The organism is Anaeromyxobacter sp. K (genome assembly GCF_000020805.1).
In the GTDB taxonomy this organism is placed as follows: domain Bacteria; phylum Myxococcota; class Myxococcia; order Myxococcales; family Anaeromyxobacteraceae; genus Anaeromyxobacter; species Anaeromyxobacter dehalogenans.
This window is the reverse complement of sequence record NC_011145.1, coordinates 4,507,146-4,526,281: the sequence shown is the minus strand read 5'-3', so window position 1 is coordinate 4,526,281 and position 19,136 is coordinate 4,507,146. Positions and strand designations below refer to the sequence as shown.

Annotated in this window: 7 protein-coding genes; 5 read left to right on the top strand and 2 right to left on the bottom strand. The window is 77.9% G+C overall.

The window, feature by feature from the left end; genetic code table 11:
• The first annotated feature begins 90 nt into the window (after nt 1-90).
• From ANAEK_RS20100 to ANAEK_RS20090, 3 genes are read left to right on the top strand one after another with little or no spacing between them, the layout of a single operon-like run.
• Nucleotides 91-6,225 (top strand): type I polyketide synthase, encoded by a 6,135-nt coding sequence (locus ANAEK_RS20100; RefSeq protein WP_041454132.1) that lies wholly within the window; start codon nt 91-93, stop codon nt 6,223-6,225.
• A complete protein-coding gene (locus ANAEK_RS20095) occupies nt 6,222-11,474 on the top strand; it encodes an SDR family NAD(P)-dependent oxidoreductase (protein ID WP_012527959.1) in 5,253 nt (1,750 codons plus the stop codon). Before ANAEK_RS20100 ends, ANAEK_RS20095 begins: the two co-directional genes overlap by 4 nt.
• A complete protein-coding gene (locus ANAEK_RS20090) occupies nt 11,471-12,190 on the top strand; it encodes a 4'-phosphopantetheinyl transferase superfamily protein (RefSeq protein ID WP_012527958.1) in 720 nt (239 codons plus the stop codon). The genes ANAEK_RS20095 and ANAEK_RS20090 overlap by 4 nt, the downstream gene beginning before the upstream one ends.
• Here ANAEK_RS20090 and ANAEK_RS20085 read toward each other — a convergent pair.
• Nucleotides 12,177-13,829 carry a methyl-accepting chemotaxis protein gene (locus ANAEK_RS20085; RefSeq protein ID WP_012527957.1) on the bottom strand — a complete coding sequence of 551 codons (1,653 nt, stop codon included), beginning with the start codon at nt 13,827-13,829 and terminating at the stop codon, nt 12,177-12,179. The genes ANAEK_RS20090 and ANAEK_RS20085 overlap by 14 nt on opposite strands.
• 533 nt (nt 13,830-14,362) lie before the next feature.
• Between ANAEK_RS20085 and ANAEK_RS20080 the strand changes: the two genes are divergently transcribed.
• A complete protein-coding gene (locus ANAEK_RS20080; protein WP_012527956.1) occupies nt 14,363-15,595 on the top strand; it encodes an OmpP1/FadL family transporter in 1,233 nt (410 codons plus the stop codon).
• A 264-nt stretch (nt 15,596-15,859) separates the two neighbouring features.
• The gene (locus tag ANAEK_RS20075; RefSeq protein ID WP_012527955.1) at nt 15,860-18,703 is read left to right on the top strand and encodes a penicillin acylase family protein; all 2,844 of its coding nucleotides are present in this window, start codon (nt 15,860-15,862) and stop codon (nt 18,701-18,703) included.
• Here the strand turns inward: ANAEK_RS20075 and ANAEK_RS20070 are convergent, their stop codons facing one another.
• On the bottom strand, nt 18,704-19,120 hold the full coding sequence (locus ANAEK_RS20070; protein WP_012527954.1) for a response regulator transcription factor: 417 nt from the start codon (nt 19,118-19,120) through the stop codon (nt 18,704-18,706). It abuts the gene before it with no gap.
• Between the last annotated feature and the right edge of the window lie 16 nt (nt 19,121-19,136).

Here is a 19,136-nt window from a genome sequence, read left to right as displayed (position 1 = left end):
TTCGCAAGCAGCCCCGCACGCAAAATATTCACCTATTCGTTTGTGCATGTCGCAATTCGTGGATAATTGCACCACCCCTATTGACGAAAAGTGACGTTGTCCGCCACCCTCTCCGGCGTGACCACTTCGGAGCAGCGGGGAACACCCAGGGTCCCGATCGCCCTCATCGGCGTCGGGTGTGTGCTTCCGGGCGCAGGCAGCGTCGAGGCGTTCTGGGACGCGATGCAGGCCGGGCGCGACGCGTTCGAGCCGCTCGCGGGCGGGGCGTGGGACTGGGAGCGGCTCGGGCTCGGCCGGCTCCCGGCCGCGGCCCAGGTGACCGGGTTCCGGCCCGACTGGCGCGCGTTCCGGATGCCGCCGGCCGACGCCGACGCGATGAACCCCGCGCAGCTCCAGGTGCTGGAGGCGGGGCGCCAGGCGCTGGCCGCGGTGAAGGCGCTTCCGCGCGAGCGCACCGGCGTGTGGCTCGGCGCGACCGGGCTGGGCTGGCGGCCGGACACCGGGCTCCGCGTCCGGCTCGACGCGCTCGCGTCGGCGGTGCGCGAGGCCGCCGGCGAGGCGGGCGTTCCCGTCGCGGCGGCCGAGGCGGCGCTCGCGTCGGCGCGCGCCTCGCTGGAGGCCCGGCTGCGGCCGGCCAGCGAGGAGCCGGTGGTGAACTCGGCCGGCAGCATCGCGGCCGGGCGCGTGGGCATGCTGCTCGACCTGCGCGGCCCGCACGCGGCGGTGGACGCCGGCTTCGCCTCCGGGCTGGCCGCGCTCGACGTGGCGGCGCGCGCGCTGCGCGACGGGACGGTGGACTGCGCGCTGTTCGGCGCCGCGAGCGAGCTGCTCTCGCCGGCCGAGCTGGTGGCGCTCTCGCGCATGGGCGTGCTCTCCGCCCACCGGCCGCGCCCGTTCGACGCCGCCGCCGACGGGACGCTGCCCGGCGAGGGCGCGGTGATGTTCGCCGCCAAGCGGCTCGACGACGCGCTCCGCGACGGCGATCGCATCCTGGCGGTGGTGCTCGGCGTGGCCGGCGCCTGCGACGGCGCCGCGGCCTCGCCGCTCGCGCCGCGCCCGGACGGACTCGCGCTCGCCATCCGGCGGGCGCACGAGGAGGGCGCGGTCGATCCCGCCACGGTCGGCTTCGTGGAGTGCCACGCCACCGGCACGCCGCGCGGAGACGCCAGCGAGCTCGCCGCGCTCGCGCAGGGCTACCGCGGCATTCCCGGGCCGGTCGCCATCGGCTCGGCCAAGGCGCAGGTCGGCCACCTGCGCGGCGCGAGCGCCGCGGTGGGCATGCTGCGCACGGTGCTGGCGCTGCAGCACGGGGTGGTCCCGCCGCAGGCCGGGTTCTCCCGCCCGCACCCGGACCTCCGCCTCGAGGAGACCGCGTTCGAGGTGCCGCGCGCGCCCGCGCCGCTCCGGCCGCGCGCCGGCTGCGACGCCGCGCGCGCCGCGGTGAGCGCGGTGTCGCTGGGCGGCCTCGCCTACCACGCGGTGCTGGCGGCCCCTTCGCCTGCGCCCGCCGCCGCCGTCGCGGCGTGGCGCGCACCGGCGGAGCCCGCGCCGCTGGCGGTGATCGGCATGGGCGCGATGCTCCCCGGCGCCGACGACGTGCCGGCGTTCTGGCGTTCTCTGCAGGACGGGCGGTCGTCGATCCGCGACGTCCCGGCGAGCCGCTGGGACGCGTCGCGCTACTGCCACCCCGACGCCGCCCGGCTGGAGCGCAGCTACACGCGCCTGGGCGGCTTCACCGACGCCCCCGCGCTCGCCGACGCGCGCTGGCGCATCCCGCCCGCCGCGCGCGAGGCGGTGGACCCGGCGCACCTCCTCGCGCTGCGCGTGGCCGAGGAGGCGGTGGCCGACGCCGGCCTGGAGCGCGGCGCCTGGGATCGCGGCCGCACCGGCGTGTTCCTCGGCTTCATGGCGTGCCAGGGGCGCAAGCTCCTCGCCGAGGTGCGCTTCCACCTGGCGCGCCTCGCCGCCGAGGTGGAGGCCGCGGCGCCGGCCGCCGGGCTCACCGGCGCGCAGGCGCGGGCGCTGCTCGAGGCCGCGCGGGCGCGGGTGGAGGGCGAGCTGCCCCCGCTCGCGGAGGACGCGCTGCCCGGCTGGCTCGGCAGCGTCATGGCCGCGCGCATCGCGCGCCGCTTCGACCTGCGCGGCCCGCAGCTCACCGTCGAGTCGGCCTGCGCCTCGACGCTCGCCGCGCTGCAGGCGGCGGTGCAGGCGCTGCGCGACGGCACCTGCGACACGGCGCTGGTGGGCGGCGTGTGGGCCGATATGCAGCCCGAGTTCTACGTGGGCTGCTGCCGCTTCAACGCGCTCTCCGCCACCGGGAGCACGCCGTTCGACGCGCGCGCCGACGGGTTCGTGCCGGGCGAGGGCGCGGGCGTGCTGGTGCTGCGCCGCCTCGCCGACGCCGAGCGCGACGGCCAGCGCGTCCACGCGCTCGTCCGCGCGGTGGGCGCGTCCAGCGACGGCAAGGGCAAGTCGGTGTTCGCGCCGTCCCTGGAGGGCGAGGCGCTCGCCATGCGGCGCGCGCTGGAGGCGGGCGGGATCGATCCCGCGCTGGTGGACTACGTGGAGTGCCACGGCACCGGCACCGCCCTCGGCGACCGGACCGAGGTGGAGGCCTGCGTGCGCGCGTACGGGCGCGGCCGGGCCCGTCCGCTCCGCATCGGCTCGGTGAAGTCCAACATCGGCCACCTGCTCGGCGCGGCCGGCGCCCCGGCGCTGCTGAAGGCGGTGCTGGCGGTGCGCGAGGGCCTGCTGCCGCCGTCGCTCGAGGTCGAGCGGCCCAACCCGGCCATCGACTTCGGCGCAGGCCCGGTCGAGGTGGTCACGCGCGCCGAGCGCTGGACCGCGCCCGACGGCGCGCCCCGGCGGGCGGGCGTGTCCGGCTTCGGCCTGGGCGGCACGAACGTGCACGCGCTGGTGGAGGAGTACCGCCCCGCCCCGCCGGCGCGCGTCGCCCCGGTCGTGCAGCCTCCGGCCGTCGTGAAGGCGGCCCCGGCGCCGGCGCTCGCCGCCTCGCCCCTGGCGGCGCGGCCGCTCGCCATCGCCGCCGCGGGCGCGGAGGACGCGGCCGGCTGCGCCGAGGCGCTGGAGCGGCTCGCGCGCGCGCTCCGCGACGCGGGCCCCGAGGACTACCTCGAGGCGCTCCGGGCCTCCCGCCGGGCGGCGGCGGAGGCGCCGTTCCGGGCCGCGGTGGTGGCGGCGGATCCCGCGGCGCTCGCCGCGCGCGCCGCGCACCTCTCCCGCGCGGTGCGCGTCGGGCTCGACCTCGGGCTGCTCCGCGCCCAGGGCGTGCACGCGGCGGATGCGCGGACACCGGCGCAGGTGGCGGTGACGTTCCCGGGCCAGGGGCCGCAGTACCCGAACATGCTCCGCGACGCGCTCGCGGCGTTCCCGTCGCTGGGCGGGACGCTCGACGACGCCGACCGCGCCTACCAGGCGCTGTGCGGGCGCCCGCTGCGGCCCTCGTTCTTCACCGACCGGCCCGACGCCTACGCGCAGAGCGACGAGGACATCCACTGCGCGGTGTTCGTGGTGAACGTGGCGCTGCACCGGCTGCTCGTGCGCCACGGCCTCGCGCCGCGGGCGCTCATGGGGCAGAGCGCGGGCGAGCTGGCCGCGCTGGTGGCGGCCGGCGCCATGTCGCTCGAGGACGGGCTCGCGGTGGTCCGCGAGCGGACGCTCTCGGTGCTGGCGCTCACCCGCGACGACCCCGGCCAGATGGTCGCGCTCACCTGCGGCGCCGAGCGGGCCGCGCGGTTCACGGCCGGGCTCCCCGGCTACGCCGCGCTCGCCGCAGACAACGGACCCGGCGCCTGCATCGTGTCGTGCGACCGCCGCGCCATGCCGGAGCTGCACCGGCGGGCGTCGGACGAGGGCGTCGAGGCGACCGTGCTGGCGGTCTCGCACGGCTACCACTCGCAGCTCATCGCCGCGGCGCAGCCGCGCTACCTGCGCCTGCTCCGCACCATCCCGTTCCGCGCGCCGGAGGTGGAGATCGTCTCCACCGTCACCGGGCGGAGCCTCGCCGAGGTCCCGCCGGAGCGCTTCCCCGAGCACCTCGCCAGCCAGTTCGTCGAGCCGGTGCGGCTCCGGCCGGCGGTGGACGCGCTCCACGCGCGCGGCGTGCGGCTCTTCGTGGAGTGCGGGCCCAAGTGGCCGCTCACCACCTTCGTCGGGCAGATCCTCGGGGATCGCCCGCACGTCGCGCACGCCACGCTCCACCCGAAGGTCGGCGAGGTCGAGCAGCTCCAGCGCGCGCTCGCCTGCCTGTTCGTCCACGGCGCTGGAGTCCTGGAGGAGGACACTGCGATGAGCACCCCGTCCCGCAGCATTCCCGAGATCCGCTCCGCGCCGCAGGGCGCGGTCGCGGCCCCGTCGCCGGAGGCGATGCCGGCCTACGTGGCGACGCTGCTGCGCGGGATCCGCGACCTCATCGACGGCGTGCTCACCGGGACCGTGCCGGAGCAGCCGGCGCCCGCGGCGTCCGTCGCCGTCGCCGCGCCCGCTGCGGCGCCGGTCGCGGCGCCGGCCGTGCAGGAGCCGTCCGCGGTCTCCGAGGCGGTGGCCGCACCCGATCCCGCTCCCGCACCGGCCGCCGCGCCCGTGGCCGCGCCCGCACCGGTGGCCGCGCCCGTGCCCGCGGCCGAGCCGGTGGCGGCCGCGGCGCCCGCGGTCGGCGCCGACGAGGTCCGGCGCGCGCTCGTCGCGGAGTACGCCCGGCGCACCGGCTACCCCGAGGAGATGCTCGACCCCGAGCTGGACCTGGAGGCCGAGCTCGGCATCGACACGGTGAAGCAGGTGGCGGTGCTGGCCGCGGTCCGCGAGCGCCTCGGCGTGCCGCCGGATCCGGCGTTCAAGCTCCGCGACGCGAACACCATCGCGAAGGCCACCGCGTGGCTCGCCAGCCGCGTCCAGGTGGCCCGCGGCGTCGCGCCCGGCGCCGTGCCCGCCGCCCCGCCCGCTGCCGCGTCCGAGCCGAAGGTCGTCGCCGCGCCGGCGCCCGCGGCCTCGGCGCCTCCGCCGCCACCCCCGAACGCGCTCGGCCGCGCCACCCCGCGCCTCACGCTCGAGACCGCTCGCGAGCAGGTGCGCGCCGCCATCGTGGAGGAGCTGGTGAAGCGGACCGGCTACCCGGAGGAGATGCTCGACGCCGACCTCGACCTCGAGGCCGAGCTGGGCATCGACACGGTGAAGCAGGTGGCGGTGCTCGCCGCCGCGCGCGAGCGCTTCGGCCTGCCGCCCGATCCCGGCTTCAAGCTCCGCGACGCGAACACCATCCGCAAGGCGGCCGACGCGCTCGCCCGCCGGCTCGCGCCCGCCGATCCGGACGGTCCCGGCGGCGGCCCCCGCCCGCCCGGCGGTGGCGCCCCCCGGCCCACCGCCACGCCGCTCGCCGCCGCCCCGCACGCCGCGGCCGCCGTCGCTGCACCCGTGGTGAACGACGCGCGCGGGCCGGCGGTGGCCGCCTCGCGCCGCCTGCTGGAGGCGCTGCTCGGCGCGGCCGGCGAGGGCGTCCGCGAGGTCGCCCACCTGGAGCTGCGCGCCTCCGGCGAGGCGGCGCCGGCGCGCGAGCCGCTCGTGGACGTGGCGCACGCCACCGACGGCGCGCTCCGGCTGCGCGCCATCCTGGGCGAGAGCGAGGCCGAGGCCACGGTGCGGGTGGGCGCGCCCGGGCCGGCCGCCGCCGCGCCCGCCGAGATCCTGCGCGCCATCGCGCCGGAGCGGCGCGGCCGGGCCGCGAGCGGGGCGGAGCTGCGCGACGCGCTCGCGCCGGTGCTCGGCGCGGCGGACGGCGTGCTCGCCTGGGCGCGCTCCGACGGCTTCATGGTCGCGGCGGGCGGGGCCGACGCGGGCGAGGGCGACGAGGTGGAGCGGCTGGCGATCGCGCTCGCCGCGGCGAGCGAGCTCGCGTCGTTCGCCTGGCTCGGGGTGACCGGGGCGCCGCACGCGGTCTGCTCGGTGGAGCAGGTGCGCGTGCACGCGGCGCCCGCGGCCGGCGGCGCGTTCGGGATCCACGTGAAGATGGTCGCGCCGGAGGGCGGGCTGTGGCGCGCCGACGTGACGGTGGTGGCCGGGGACGCGCTGGTGGCCGAGCTGCGCGGCGTGTGCGGCCGCCCGGTCGCGACCGGCGCCGCCGCCGGACCCATCGGCGAGGCGGCCGAGCGCGCCTGGCGGCGGTACAGCCGGCGCATCCGCGACGGGCGCGCCAGCGAGGGCGTGGCGTGAGCCAGGGCGCGCGCATCGCGGTGGTGGGGATGGGGTGCCGGCTCGCCGGCGCCTCCGGCCTGGACGCGCTCTGGGCGCGGCTCTCGGCGCGCCGGCCGGCGCCGTTCGCGCGCGTGCCGGCGGCGCGCTTCGACCCGGTGGCGTTCGGCCCGGAGGCGGGCGCGCTGCTCGGCGGGCGGGCGCCGCGCGCGGCGCTCCTCGACGACGTGCCGCTCGACTGGCGCGCGCTCCGCGTCCCGCCGCTCCAGGTGGAGCGGCTGCACCTCGCCGAGAAGCTCGCGCTGCAGACCATGGCCGAGGCGCTCGCCGACGCCGGCATGAGGCCCGGCGCCGCGCCGGTGGAGCGCGGGCAGATCCGCATCGCGGCCACCACGCTCGGCCCGGACCCGCGCACCGATCCGATGCGGCGCATCCGCCGCAACCGCCTCGCCATCCCCATCGGCGACGCGCTGGCGCGCGAGGCGCCGGACCGCCGCGAGCTGGCGCTCGCCATCCTGGATCGCGTGGTGGACCTGGCCTGCCCGGCCATCGAGCCGGACTCGCTCTTCACCTCGTCGAGCATCGTGGCCGGCCGGGCCGCGAACCTGTTCGACTTCCGCGGCGGCCACGCGGCGGTGGACGTGGGCAGCGCGTCGTCGCTGGCGGCGCTCTCCGAGTCGATCGAGGCGCTCCGGCGCGGCGAGTGCGACGTGGCGGTGGTGTGCGCGGTGTCGCCGCTGGTGACGCCCTCGGTGCTGCTCTCGCTCGCGCACCGCGGCGAGCTGGCCGACGACGTCCCGCGCCCGTTCGACCCCGAGGCGGCGGGTACGCTGCCGGGGGAGGGCGCGGCCGCGCTGGTGCTCCGGCGCGAGGACGACGCCGCCGGCGCGCGGGTGTACGCGCTGGTGGAGCGGCTGGGCGCCGCCGCCGAGCCGGGCGCCCGCGACGCGGGCGCGCTGGCGCGCTGCGTGGAGCGGGCGGCCCGCGCCGCGGTGGAGGGCATCGGGCCGGCCGAGGTGGACGCGGTGGTCTCGCGCGCCGCCGGCCTCGCCAGCGACGCCGGCGAGGCGGCCGGGCTCGCCGCCGCGTACCGCGCGCGGAAGGCCCCCGTGCCCACCGGCTCGTGCGTGCCCTCGACCGGCTTCCTCCAGGGCGCCACCGGGATGGTGGCGCTCGTGGAGGCCGCGCTCGCGCTGCACCGGGGCGCCTGGCCCGCGTCCGCGCCGGCGCCCGCGTCCGGCGGGGCGCCGCGCCGCATCGGCGTGAGCGACGGCGGCCCCGAGCCGGTCGCGTACCACGCGGTGCTGGCCGCGCCGGGCGCGCCGCGGCCGGCCGCCCCGGCCCCCCGTCCGCGGCCCCGGCGCGACGAGCAGGGCTACGCCGTCGTGGGCGTGGGCCTGGTGGTCCCGGGCGCGAACGACGTGGACACCTACTGGCGCAACGTGCTCGACCACGCCGACCCGGTGCTCGACCTGCCGCGCTCGCGCTTCGACGTGGACGCGCTGGTGGGCGCGAACGCCGAGCTGGCGCACGCGTTCCGCACCCGGCTCGCCGCCCCGGTGTCGCCGCCGCCGTTCCAGCCCGAGCGCTACGGGATCGATCCCGCGGAGGCGCCCGCGCTCGACGGCGCGGTGCCCATCTCGCTGCTCGCCGCGGAGCAGGCGCTCGCCGACGCGGGCTGGGAGGCCGCGCGCGCGCGCGGCCTGCGCGGCCAGGCGGTGTTCGGGCAGCTCTCGCTCCGCGCCCGCGAGGCGGCGGTCGAGACCCGCGTCGCGTTCGGGAACACGCTCGCGCTCGCCGAGGACGCGATGCGCGAGGCGGGGCTCGACGAGGCCTGCATCGCCGGGGTGGTGGCCCGCGCCCGCGCCGTGTTCGACGCGCGCGGCGCGGCCCGCTGGCCCCAGGCGCTCGCCGCCACCTCCGGCTACGCGCTCACCGCGCGGGTGGCCGCCGCCTTCGGGCTCGGCGGCATCCCGCTCACGGTGGACGCGGCCTGCGCCTCCTCGCTCGCGGCGGTGGCGGCCGCCTGCGAGGCGCTGGCGCGCGGGGAGGTGGACGTCGCGCTGGCCGGCGGCGTCGCCTACAACCTCGTGCCCGAGTACTACGTGGCGCTCGGGCTGCTCGGCGCGCTGTCGCCGCGCGGCGGCCTGCCGTTCCACGTGGACGCCGAGGGCTTCGTGCCGGCGGAGGGGGCCGGCGCGGTGGCGCTGAAGCGCCTCGCCGACGCCCGGGCCGACGGCGACCGCATCTACGCGGTGGTCCGGGGTCACGGGATCTCCAGCGACGGCCGCGGGCTGTCGATCTACTCGCCCAGCACCAGCGGCCAGCAGCTCGCGCTGCGCCGCGCGCTCGCCCATGCGCGGGTGCGGCCCGAGACGGTGGACCTGCTCGAGTCGCACGGCCCCGCCACCCGGCTCGGCGACCGCACCGAGGTCGCGACCTACGCCGCGGTCTACGGCGGCCTGCCGCGCGCGACCCCGCTCGTGCTCTCCGCCTCCAAGTCGCAGGTCGGCCACACCACCAGCGCGGCCGGGCTCATCGCGCTGGTGCGCGCCTCGCTGGCGCTGCACCGCCGCGTGCTGCCGCCCTCCAACGCCACCCGCGACCTCGACGCCGAGCTGCACCTCGAGGCCATCCCGGCGGAGCTCGCCACCGAGGCCCGCCCCTGGCCCGCCGCCGGCCACCCGCGCCGCGCCGCGGTGAGCACGTTCGGCATGGCCGGGGTGAACCACCACGTGATCCTGGAGGAGGCGGCGGCCTCCGCTGCCGCGGCGGGGCCCGCGGTGATCCCGCCCGGCGACGGCCTCGCCGCCGACCGGCTGGTGCCGGAGGCGGTGCCGGTCGCGCTCCCGGCGCGGCCCCCGCGCCTCTCGCTCGCGGGCCGGCGCGCGCTGGTGGTCGGCGCGGCCGGCGGCGCGGCGGAGGTCGTGGCGGCGGCGCTCCGTTCCCGCGGCGCCGAGGCTTTGTCGGCGACCCCGGCGGCGGTGGACGCCGCCGTCGCCTCGCTCGGCGCGCCCGAGCTGCTGGTCGACCTCGCCGCGTTCGGCGCGCCGCAGCTCGACCTCTCCCTGGACGGCGGCGCGATCGCCGGCGCGGCCCGCGCGGCCGCCGAGACGTCCTACGCGCTGGTGCGCCGGATCTACGACGCGCTCCTCGCCTCCACCCCGGCGCGGCCCGGCGCGTACGTGGCCGTGACCTCGCTGGGCGGCGCGCTCGGCCTCGGGGCGGCGGCCGCGGATCCCGCGGGCGCGTTCCAGCACGGCCTCGCGCTGGCGCTGAAGCAGGAGGTGCCCGGGGCGCTGGTGAAGGCGCTCGACTTCGCGCCCGCGGTGGACGCCGCCGACCTGGCCCGCGCGCTGGTCGCCGAGCTGGAGGACGGGAACGAGCGCGTGCAGGTGGGCTTCGCCGACGGCCGCCGGACGGTGGTGGCGCTGCGCCAGGCGCCGCTCGACGCCGGGGCGCCGGTGCGGCGCGAGATCGGCCCGGGCGACGTGCTCCTCTTCTCCGGCGGCGGGCGCGGCGTGGTGTTCGAGTGCGCCTGCGCCGTCGCGCGGCTCGGGGCGAAGGTGGTCGTCACCGGCCGCACGCCGCCCCCGGATCCCGCGCTCCCGCACCTCGCCCTGGACGACCGCGCCTTCGCGGAGTTCCGGCGCCGCGAGATCGTCCGCCGCCGCGGCGAGCCCGGGCTCACCCCGGTCCGCTTCGCGCGCGAGATGGACGCGCTGGCGCGCGATCGCGAGCTGCACCGCAACCTGGAGCGGACGCGCAAGGAGGGGCTGGCGCTCGAGTACGCGGTCTGCGACGTGACCGACCCGGCCTCGGTGCGGGCGGTGGTGGACGACGTCCGCGCGCGCCTCGGCCCCATCACCGTGCTGGGCCACGGGGCCATGGTGGAGCGGTCCGCCAGCGTGCCCGGCAAGACCGCCGCGGACGTCGCGCGGGTGCTCGACTCCAAGGTGGCCGGCCTCCTGCACCTCCTCGACGCGACGCGCGCCGATCCGCTCCGCGCCGTGGTGGCGTTCGGCTCCGGGGTGGCGCGCTTCGGCAACCGCGGGCAGACCGACTACGCCGGCGCGAACGCGCTGGTGGCCGCGCTGCTCCCGGCGTGGATGGCGCGGCGCGGGCGGGCGGTCCACTGCGTCACCATCGACTGGCCGGCCTGGCGCGAGATCGGCTGGGCGGCCTCGAACCCGGACATCGCCGCCGGGCTCGACGCGATGGGCGTCACCTCCATCTCGCCGGAGGAGGGGCGCTACTGGTTCGTCTCCGAGCTGCGCTCGGGCGACGTGCCGGAGACGCTGCTCGCCTCGGAGCGCATGCTGCACGCCTGGCCGTTCCTGGGCGCGTCCGCCGACGGCGCGCGCCCGGTGGCGCTGCTCGACGACGGCGGGGCACCGCTGGTGCGCAGCGCCTCGCCGCTGGTGGACGCGGCCGAGCCGCGTCCGGGCGGCGGCCTGGTGGCGCGGGCGCGGCTCCGGGCCGACGCGCCGTTCCTGGCGCAGCACCGGGTGGACGGCCGGCCCATCCTCCCGGGCGCGTTCGCGCTGGAGCTGCTCGCGGAGGCGGCGGCGCTGGGGCGGCCCGGCGAGCGCGTGGCAGAGGTGACCGGCTTCCGCATCGAGGCGCCGGTGGCGCTGGCACGCGCCGCGCTCGACGTGCGCGCGGTGGTCGAGCCCGGGGAGGGCGGCGTCCTCGCGGTGCGGCTCGTCTCGAGCCTGCCCATCGCGCTGCCCGCCGGGAAAGAGCGCGTCCACGCGCGCGCGGGGGTGCGCCTCGAGGCGGGGACGCCGACCTCGCCGCGCCACGCGCTGCCCGAGAGCGATGGGCTGGTGCGGGCCCGCTCCTTCTACCGGCTGTCGCGCGATCCGGTGGAGCTCGGGCCGCTGTTCTGCCGCGTGCGCTGGCTGGAGCTGCTGGGCGGCGCGGCGCGGGCGACGGTGGAGCCGGCCGACCTGCGCGCGGCGATCCCGGGCGTGCGCGCGCCGGCGTTCCGGATCGACCCGCTGCTGCTCGACGCCGCGTTCCAGGTGGCGGGCAGCCTGGAGGGCTACGGCGAGGGGTGGGTGTGCGTGCCCATCGCCGTCGAGCGGCTCCGCGCCGGGCGCGCGCTCCGCGCCGGCGAGCGGGCCCGGGTCGAGGCGCGCCGGACCGCGGAGGACGCGCCGCGCGTGTTCTACGACCTCGTGGTCGCGGGCGAGGACGGCGAGGAGCTGCTCGAGGTGACCGGGCTGGAGCTCCGCCGCATCGCCGCGGTCGAGGTCGCCGCATGACCGCGGCCGCGGGGGACGCCGCGCCGGTGATCGCCTTCCGCCCGGTGGCCGGGGCGGAGGCGGCGCTGGCGGGGCTCCCCGCGGCGGAGCGCGCGCTGCTCCCGCCGGCGGCCACCGCGCGGCGCCGATTCGAGTTCGCCGCCGGGCGCGCCGCGGCGCGGGCCGCGGTGGACCGGCTGCTGCGGGCGCCGGGCGCGTGCGCGGCGGTGCTGCGCGACGCCGGGGCCGGGACGGCGCAGCCGGTGGCGCTCGACGCCCGCGGCGCGCGCCTCCCCGCGTACGTCTCCATCACCCACACCGAGGGCGTGGCCGCCGCGGCGGCGTTCGGCGCGCCGGTGGGGCTCGACCTGGTGCGGGTGGAGGCGCTCGACGGCGCGTTCCGCCGCGAGGCGTTCTGGCCGGAGGAGCTGCGCGCGTTCGAGCGGGCGCTGGACGAGCCGCGCGCCGGCTTCGCCGCGTGCGCCGCGTTCGGCGCGAAGGAGGCGGTGGTGAAGTGGCTCGGGACCGGGCTCACCGTCCCGCTGCGGGCGGTGCGCCTCTCCATCGGCCCGCCCGCGCCGCCGGAGCGGCTGGGCGGGCTGCGCGCGCGCCGGTTCGCGCTGGCGCTGGAGGGCCCGGTCCGCGCCGCGTTCCGGGCGTGGATCGGGGCGGCCGGGCCCTACCTGCTGGTGGCGGTGACCGCGGACGCGCCCGTCGATCCGCTCAGAAGCGCCTGAACTCCTTCTCCACGGTGCCATCCGGCTTGCCGTTCGCCCGGCCCGACGCACCCGGGGCCCGCGCGGCGGCGGCCATCGGCGCCGGCGGCAGCCGCGGCGCGGCCAGCGCCGGGCGCGGGCGGGCAGGCGCGTGGGCCTCGCGGACCCGGAAGAACGCCACCAGCTGCTGGAGCGCCTCGGCCTGCGAGGACATCTCCTCGGCGGTGGACGACAGCTCCTCGGCGGCGGAGGCGTTCCGCTGCGTGACCTGGTCCACCACGCCCATGGCCTTCGTGACCTGGCGGACGCCGGTGGACTGCTCGCGCGACGCCGCCGCCACCTCCTGCACCAGGTCGGAGGTCTTGCGGATGGCCGGCACCAGCTCGGCGATGAGCGCCCCGGAGCGCTCGGCGACCTCCACCGACGAGCCGGCCAGCGCGCCGATCTCCCCGGCGGACTTCTGCGCCCGCTCCGCCAGCTTGCGGACCTCGGTGGCGACCACCGCGAACCCGCGGCCGTGCTCGCCGGCGCGCGCCGCCTCGATGGCCGCGTTCAGCGCGAGCAGGTTCGTCTGGTAGGCGATCTCCTCGATGATGGAGATCTTCTCGGCGATGGTGCGCATCGCCTCCACGCTGCGCTGCACCGCCTCTCCGCTCTCCTGCGCGTTGCGGGCGCCCTCCAGGGCCATCGTCTCGGTCTGCCGGCTGTTCTCGGCGTTCTGCGTGATCGACGCGCTCATCTCCTCCAGCGAGGAGGTGGTCTCCTCCACGGACGCGGCCTGCTCGCCGGTGCCCTGCGACACGTTCTGCGCCGTGGCGGAGAGCTGCTGCGAGGCCGAGGTGAGCGCGTCGGTGCTCCCGCGCACCTCGCCGATGACCTCGGCCAGCTTCTCGGTCATGGCCTGCATCGCCTGCTCGAGCTGGCCGATCTCGTCGCGGCCGGTCACCTCGACCTCCTCGCGCAGGTCGCCGCGCGCGATGCGCTCGGCGTGGACCACCGTGGCGCGCAGCGGGACGGTGATGCTGCGGGTGAGCGTCACGCTCGCGAGGATCACGAGCGTGCCGGCGAGCGTCAGGCCCGCGTAGATCCAGAGCCGCACCACGGCCGCGTCGGCCTGCGCGGCGGCGGCCGCCTCCCGCACGCGCTCGGTCTCGAGCCCGGCCAGGCGTTGCCAGGCGCCCTGCAGGTCCGCGCGCGCCGAGATCACCTGCTGCAGGTCGGTCGCGCGCGCCGGGTCGTCCGGCTGGCCCAGCGAGCGCCGGGCGCGCGTCGCCGCGTCCCGGAGCCGGGCGCCGGCGGCCTCCGCCTGGCCGAGCAGCCCGCGCTCCTCCGCGTCGAGCGACATCGCCCCGAGCGCGCGCGCCGCGGCCGCGTCCTCGTCGAGGAGGCGGTCGAGCTGCGAGAGCGGCGCTGCCCGGCGCGCGTCGTCGGGGGCCGCGGTCGCCTCCGCGAGCAGGCCGCCGGCGTCGCCGGTGGCGAGCGCGGCGCGCTGCGCGAGGACGTCGCGATCCAGCGCGGCGGCCGAGACCGCCGCCACGCGATCGGTCACCCGGGCGAGGGCGTACAGCAGCGCGACCGCCACGAAGACCGCGATGACCATGTACAGGCTGAAGCTCGCCGTGAGGCGCGTGGCGATCTTCGCGTTGCGAAGTGTCGACATCTGATGATCTCCCACCCTCTGCGCCGCGCGGGGCGGCGGCGCCGGACGACTCGGACCGACCGTTCAGGTGACGCCGGGTGCAATCGGCGCGCCCCCGACCCGTGGGACGCGGCATCTCCGCGCGCCGGGCCCGTCGCCGGCACGTGGCTTGACCCGGATCACCGGGGCACGCCCCCGCCGGCGCGGCTGCGCGCAGGGCACGTCGCGCGGGTCCTCGCCCCGCGGCTGCGTGTGCGCGCCGCGCGGAGCGAAAGCGACCTCGCGGCACTTCGGAGCATCCCGATTTCGGGGGTGCTCGCGGTTGACCCTGGGTCCGCGGCGCCGTCACCCGGAAGCCGGGGAGTCACCGTGGACCGGAAAGACCCCCAGTGACGGTCGTTTACGCTGGGTGACACGCACCCTCCGCGAACCCAGGACCGGCCCGGGGCAAGGTCACGGTGACCCGGAGTGCGGACCCTCCGGTCCCACCAGGAGGGTCGGCACGTTCCCCGCAGGGGCGCGCCCGGGGTTCGACCAACCAGGGAGAGTCAACCATGACCGGCAAGAGGTGGATCGTCGCCGCGGCGCTCGCGCTGTGGGCGTCGCAGGCAGGGGCGGTGAACGGGATGCGCATGATCGGCTTCGGGCCGGTGCAGAGCGCCATGGGCGGCGCCTCGGTGGGCCTCCCGCTCGACTCGGCCACCGTGATCACGAACCCGGCGGGCCTGTCGCTGGTGGACGGTCGGGTGGACTTCGGGATCACCATCCTCGACGCGGACGTGCGCTACCGCGCGGTCGGCGCCGCCTCCGGGCAGGAGCAGACCTCCTCGCGCCGCCCCACGCTCATCCCCGGCTTCGGCCTGGTGGTCCCGCTCGGCGACCGGCTCACGTTCGGCCTTGGAGGCTACGGCATCGCCGGCCTCGGCGTGGACTACCCGCAGGACCTGCTGGGCGGCCGGCTGTACACGTCGTACTCCCAGCTCCGGCTCGCGCCCGGCGTGTCGTACCGCGTGACGCCCGAGCTCTCGCTGGGCGTGACCGCAAACATCATGTACGCGACGCTCGAGTACTCCGCCGGCGGCGGGCTCGGGCTGCAGCCGCGCGACGGCGCCATCTCGTACGGCGGCGGGTTCACCGTCGGCGCCACCTGGCGGCCCGTCCAGTGGCTCACCGCCGGCCTCGCGTACGAGAGCCGCGGCTGGTTCCAGGACTTCGAGTACGAGGTCCCGGCGCACACCATCGTGGTGGACCCGGCCACCGGCGCGACCGCGAACGTGGGCCCCGGCGTGGAGAAGCTGGAGCTCGATCAGCCCGACCTGCTGACGTTCGGCGTGGGCCTGCGGCCGGTGGCCGGGCTCGCCGTCGCCGCCGACGTGCAGTGGATCCGCTGGTCGCAGACCAACGGCCGCAACCAGCCGCGCCTCCAGACCGACCCGGCGCTCACCGGGGGCATGCAGCTCGACCTCGACTGGTCGGACCAGTGGGTGCTGAAGGTCGGCGCCGAGTACGCCGCGGCGAGCTGGCTGAAGCTCCGCGCCGGCTACGACTACGGCAAGAGCCCGCTCGACGCGGACCGCGCGCTCGAGAACCTGGCGTTCCCGGCGGTGCTCGAGCACCACGTCACCGCCGGCGTGGGCCTCGAGCTCGGCCGCACCTCGGTGAGCGTGGGCGGGACCTACGCGCCCGAGGGCAAGCAGACCGGGTCGAACCTCGCGCAGGGGATCGCCGCGTACGAGACCACGTTCACCGCGTGGACGCTCGACGTGGGCGTCGCGCACCGGTTCTAGGCCGCACCGGCCCGGGGCGGCGGCACGGACCGCCCCGGGCCTTCTGCTCGCGGTGAGCAGGGGAGGTGATCGCCGGCCGCGGCCAGGCGGACCTCCTGCCTCCTCGCCCGCAGGCGGGAACGGCTCCGGTGCGTGGCCGGCCGGCCGCCGCGCCGGATGTCCGCGAATGCCCCGGCCTTGGTGTGGCCACCCCTGCGGCGACGTTGACCATGTGGGTCCAAGGCGCGACATCGGTGTGACCCTCAGGCCCACACCGGAGCCCGCATGCGCGCCGCCCTCCTCGCCGCCTCGCTCGCCGTCCTCGCAGGGCTCACGTCCTGCTCCTCGTCCTCCACGCCCACCGCATCGGCCGCCTCCGCCGCCCGCGGCGGCACCGCGCCGGGGCGGCTCCCCGGGCTGCACGGCGCCGCGACGATCACGCGCGACGGCGCCGGCATCGCGCACCTGCGCGCCGCCGACGAGCACGACCTGTTCCTGCTGCAGGGCTGGGTGCACGCGCAGGATCGCCTGTTCCAGATGGACGTCACCCGCCGCCGCGCCGCGGGCCGGCTCGCCGAGCTGCTCGGGCCCGGCGCGCTCCCCGGCGACGTGCAGCTCCGCACGTTCGGGCTGGCGCGGGCCGCGGCGCGCAGCCTGCCGCTCCTCTCGACGCGCGCGGTGGCCGCGCTGGAGGCGTACGCGGAGGGCGTGAACGCCTGGGCGGAGACGCACCCCTTGCCGCCGGAGTACGCGGCGCTCGAGCTCACCTCCTTCGAGCCGTGGACGGTGATGGACTCGCTCCTCGCCGCGAAGCTCATCGCGTTCGGCCTCTCGTTCGACGTGGACGACATCGAGCGGACCGTGGCGCTCGCCACGTACCAGCAGGCCGGGGCCGCCCTGGGCTTCGACGGCGCGGCGCTGTTCTTCGAGGACCTGTGGCGCTCGGCGCCGTTCGACCCCGCCTCCACCGTGCCGGACGCGCTCGCGCCCGCGCCCGCCGCCGCGGCGACGGCCCGGGCCGGCGCGCCGAGCACGGACAAGCTGCACCGGCGCGCCGTCGCGCTCGCGGCCGAGTACCTGGGCCGGGTGAAGGGCGACGCGTTCCTGCGCCGCCTCACCGATCGCGAGGAGCGCGACGGCTCCAACCAGTGGGTGATCGCGGGCGCGTACACCGCCGGCGGCAGCCCCATGCTCGCGAGCGACCCGCACCTCGCGCTGGGCACGCCGTCCACCTTCTACCCGGTGCACCTGCAGGCCGGTCCGTTCGACGTCATCGGCAACAGCTTCGCCGGCGTGCCGTCGGTGGTGGTCGGGCACAACCGCCACCTGGCCTGGGGCGCGACCGTGGACCCGTTCGACGTGACCGACGTCTTCCAGGAGCAGGTGGTGCCCGATCCGACGTCGCCGAGCGGGCTCGCCACCGTGTACCAGGGCGCGCTCGAGCCGGTGATCCCGTATTCCGAGGCGTACCTCGCGAACGTGATCGGCGATGCGACGATGAACGACCTCGTCCCGGTGCCGCCCGGCAACGGCATCCCCGCCGCCACGCTGGTCGTGCCGCGGCGCAACCAGGGCCCCATCATCCAGCTCGACCCGACCACCGGCGTGGCGCTCTCGGTCCAGTACACCGGCTTCTCCGGCACGCGCGAGCTGGACGCGTTCCTCGGCTACGACCTCGCGACCGGGATCGACGACTTCGTCACCGCCATGCGCCACTTCGACGTCGGCTCGCAGAACTTCTGCTACGCCGACGACGCCGGCAACATCGCCTACTTCACCCACTCCGCCGTGCCGGTGCGCGAGGACCTGCAGCAGGGGACCGTGGACGGCCTGCCGCCGTTCTTCATCCGCGACGGCACCGGCGGCAACGAGTGGCTGCCGGTGCAGCACCCGCAGCCGCTGCAGGTGCTGCCGTACGAGGTGGTGCCGCTCGAGGAGCTGCCGCACGTCGTCAACCCGCCCGCCGGCTTCGCCATCAACGCGAACAACGACCCCGCTGGCCTGACGCTCGAGAACGCGCCGCTCACGAAGCTGCGCCCGGGCGGCGGCATCTACTACCTCGCGCCCGGGTTCGACGCCGGGTTCCGCGCCGGCCGCATCACCCGGCGCGTGAAGGACGTGCTCGCCGCCGGGAAGATGACGTTCGAGCAGATGCAGTCCATCCAGGCCGACGTGGTCCTGCTCGACGCCGAGGCGCTGGTGCCGTACCTCGCCGCCGCGCTCGATCACGCGCGGCGCGAGGGCGCGCCGGCGCCGCTCGCCGCGCTCGGCGCCGACGCGGCGGTGGCGGGCGCGGTGGCCCGGCTGGCCGCCTGGGACGGCTCGACGCCCACCGGGATCCCGGAGGGCTGGGACGCCGACGATCCGCCCGGGAAGCTCTCGCCGCCCCCGCAGGCCGAGGTGGACGCGAGCATCGCGGCGACCATCTACTCGACCTGGCGCGGCCAGGCGATCCGCAACGTCATCGACTCGAAGCTCGGCACGATGCCGCTCCCGCCCAGCCAGCAGGCCATGACCGCGCTCCGCAACCTGCTCGACCGCTTCGACGCGCAGCAGGGGGTGGGCGCCTCCGGGATCGACTTCTTCGCCGTGCCCGGCCTGGACGCGAGCCCCGCCGACCGGCGCGATCTCGTGCTGCTGAAGAGCCTCGCCGACGCGCTGGCGCTCCTCTCCGGCCCCGACTTCGCGCCCGCGTTCGGCGGCTCGACGGATCCGGACGACTGGCGCTGGGGCAAGCTCCACCGGATCGTCTTCGCGCACCCCATGGGCGGGCCGTTCAGCGTGCCGCCCGCGTTCGGCGCGTTCCCGGCGCCGCTCCCCGGGCTCCCCGGCATCCCCACCGACGGCGGGTTCGGCGTGGTGGACGCGTCGTCGCACGGCGCGCGCGCGGCGTCCGCGAACGCGTTCATGTTCTCGAGCGGCCCGTCCAACCGGCTGGTGGTCAAGCTGTCACGCGGCGCGGTGAAGCGCGCCGAGTCGGTGTGGCCCGGCGGCGCGAGCGGGGTCCCGGGGGAGTGGAACGACCTCAACCTGCTCCCGCTCTGGCTCTCCAACGACACCGTCCCGCTCTTCACCCGCGCGTCCGACCTCGGCAAGGACACGCACGACGTGGTGCAGCTCGTGCCGTAGTCAGGGCGCGGCCGCCGGCGCCTCGGAGGCCGGCGGCCGCCGCTCCACCGCGCTCCGCACCGCGCTGAGGAGCTGGCGGCGCCCGAACGGCTTGAACAGCACCGGCGCCGGCGCGAGCAGCGCCTTCACCGCCGGGGCGGCGAGGCCGGTCGTGAACAGCACCGGCACCTGCTCCAGCTCCGGGTAGCGGTGCAGGGCCTCCGCGACGCCGAGGCCGCCCGAGTCCGGGAGCATCACGTCGATGACCATCACCTCGGGGTGATCGCGGAGCGCGGCGCGCACCGCGTCCGCCCCCGTCGCCACCAGCGTCACGTGGAAGCCCGCGCCAGCGAGGCAGCCCGCCATGGCGACGCGCAGGTCGTCGTCGTCCTCGACCAGCAGCACCTTCGGCTGGCCCGGTTCACGGTGTTCTTCCATGGTGGCTCCCGTGGGT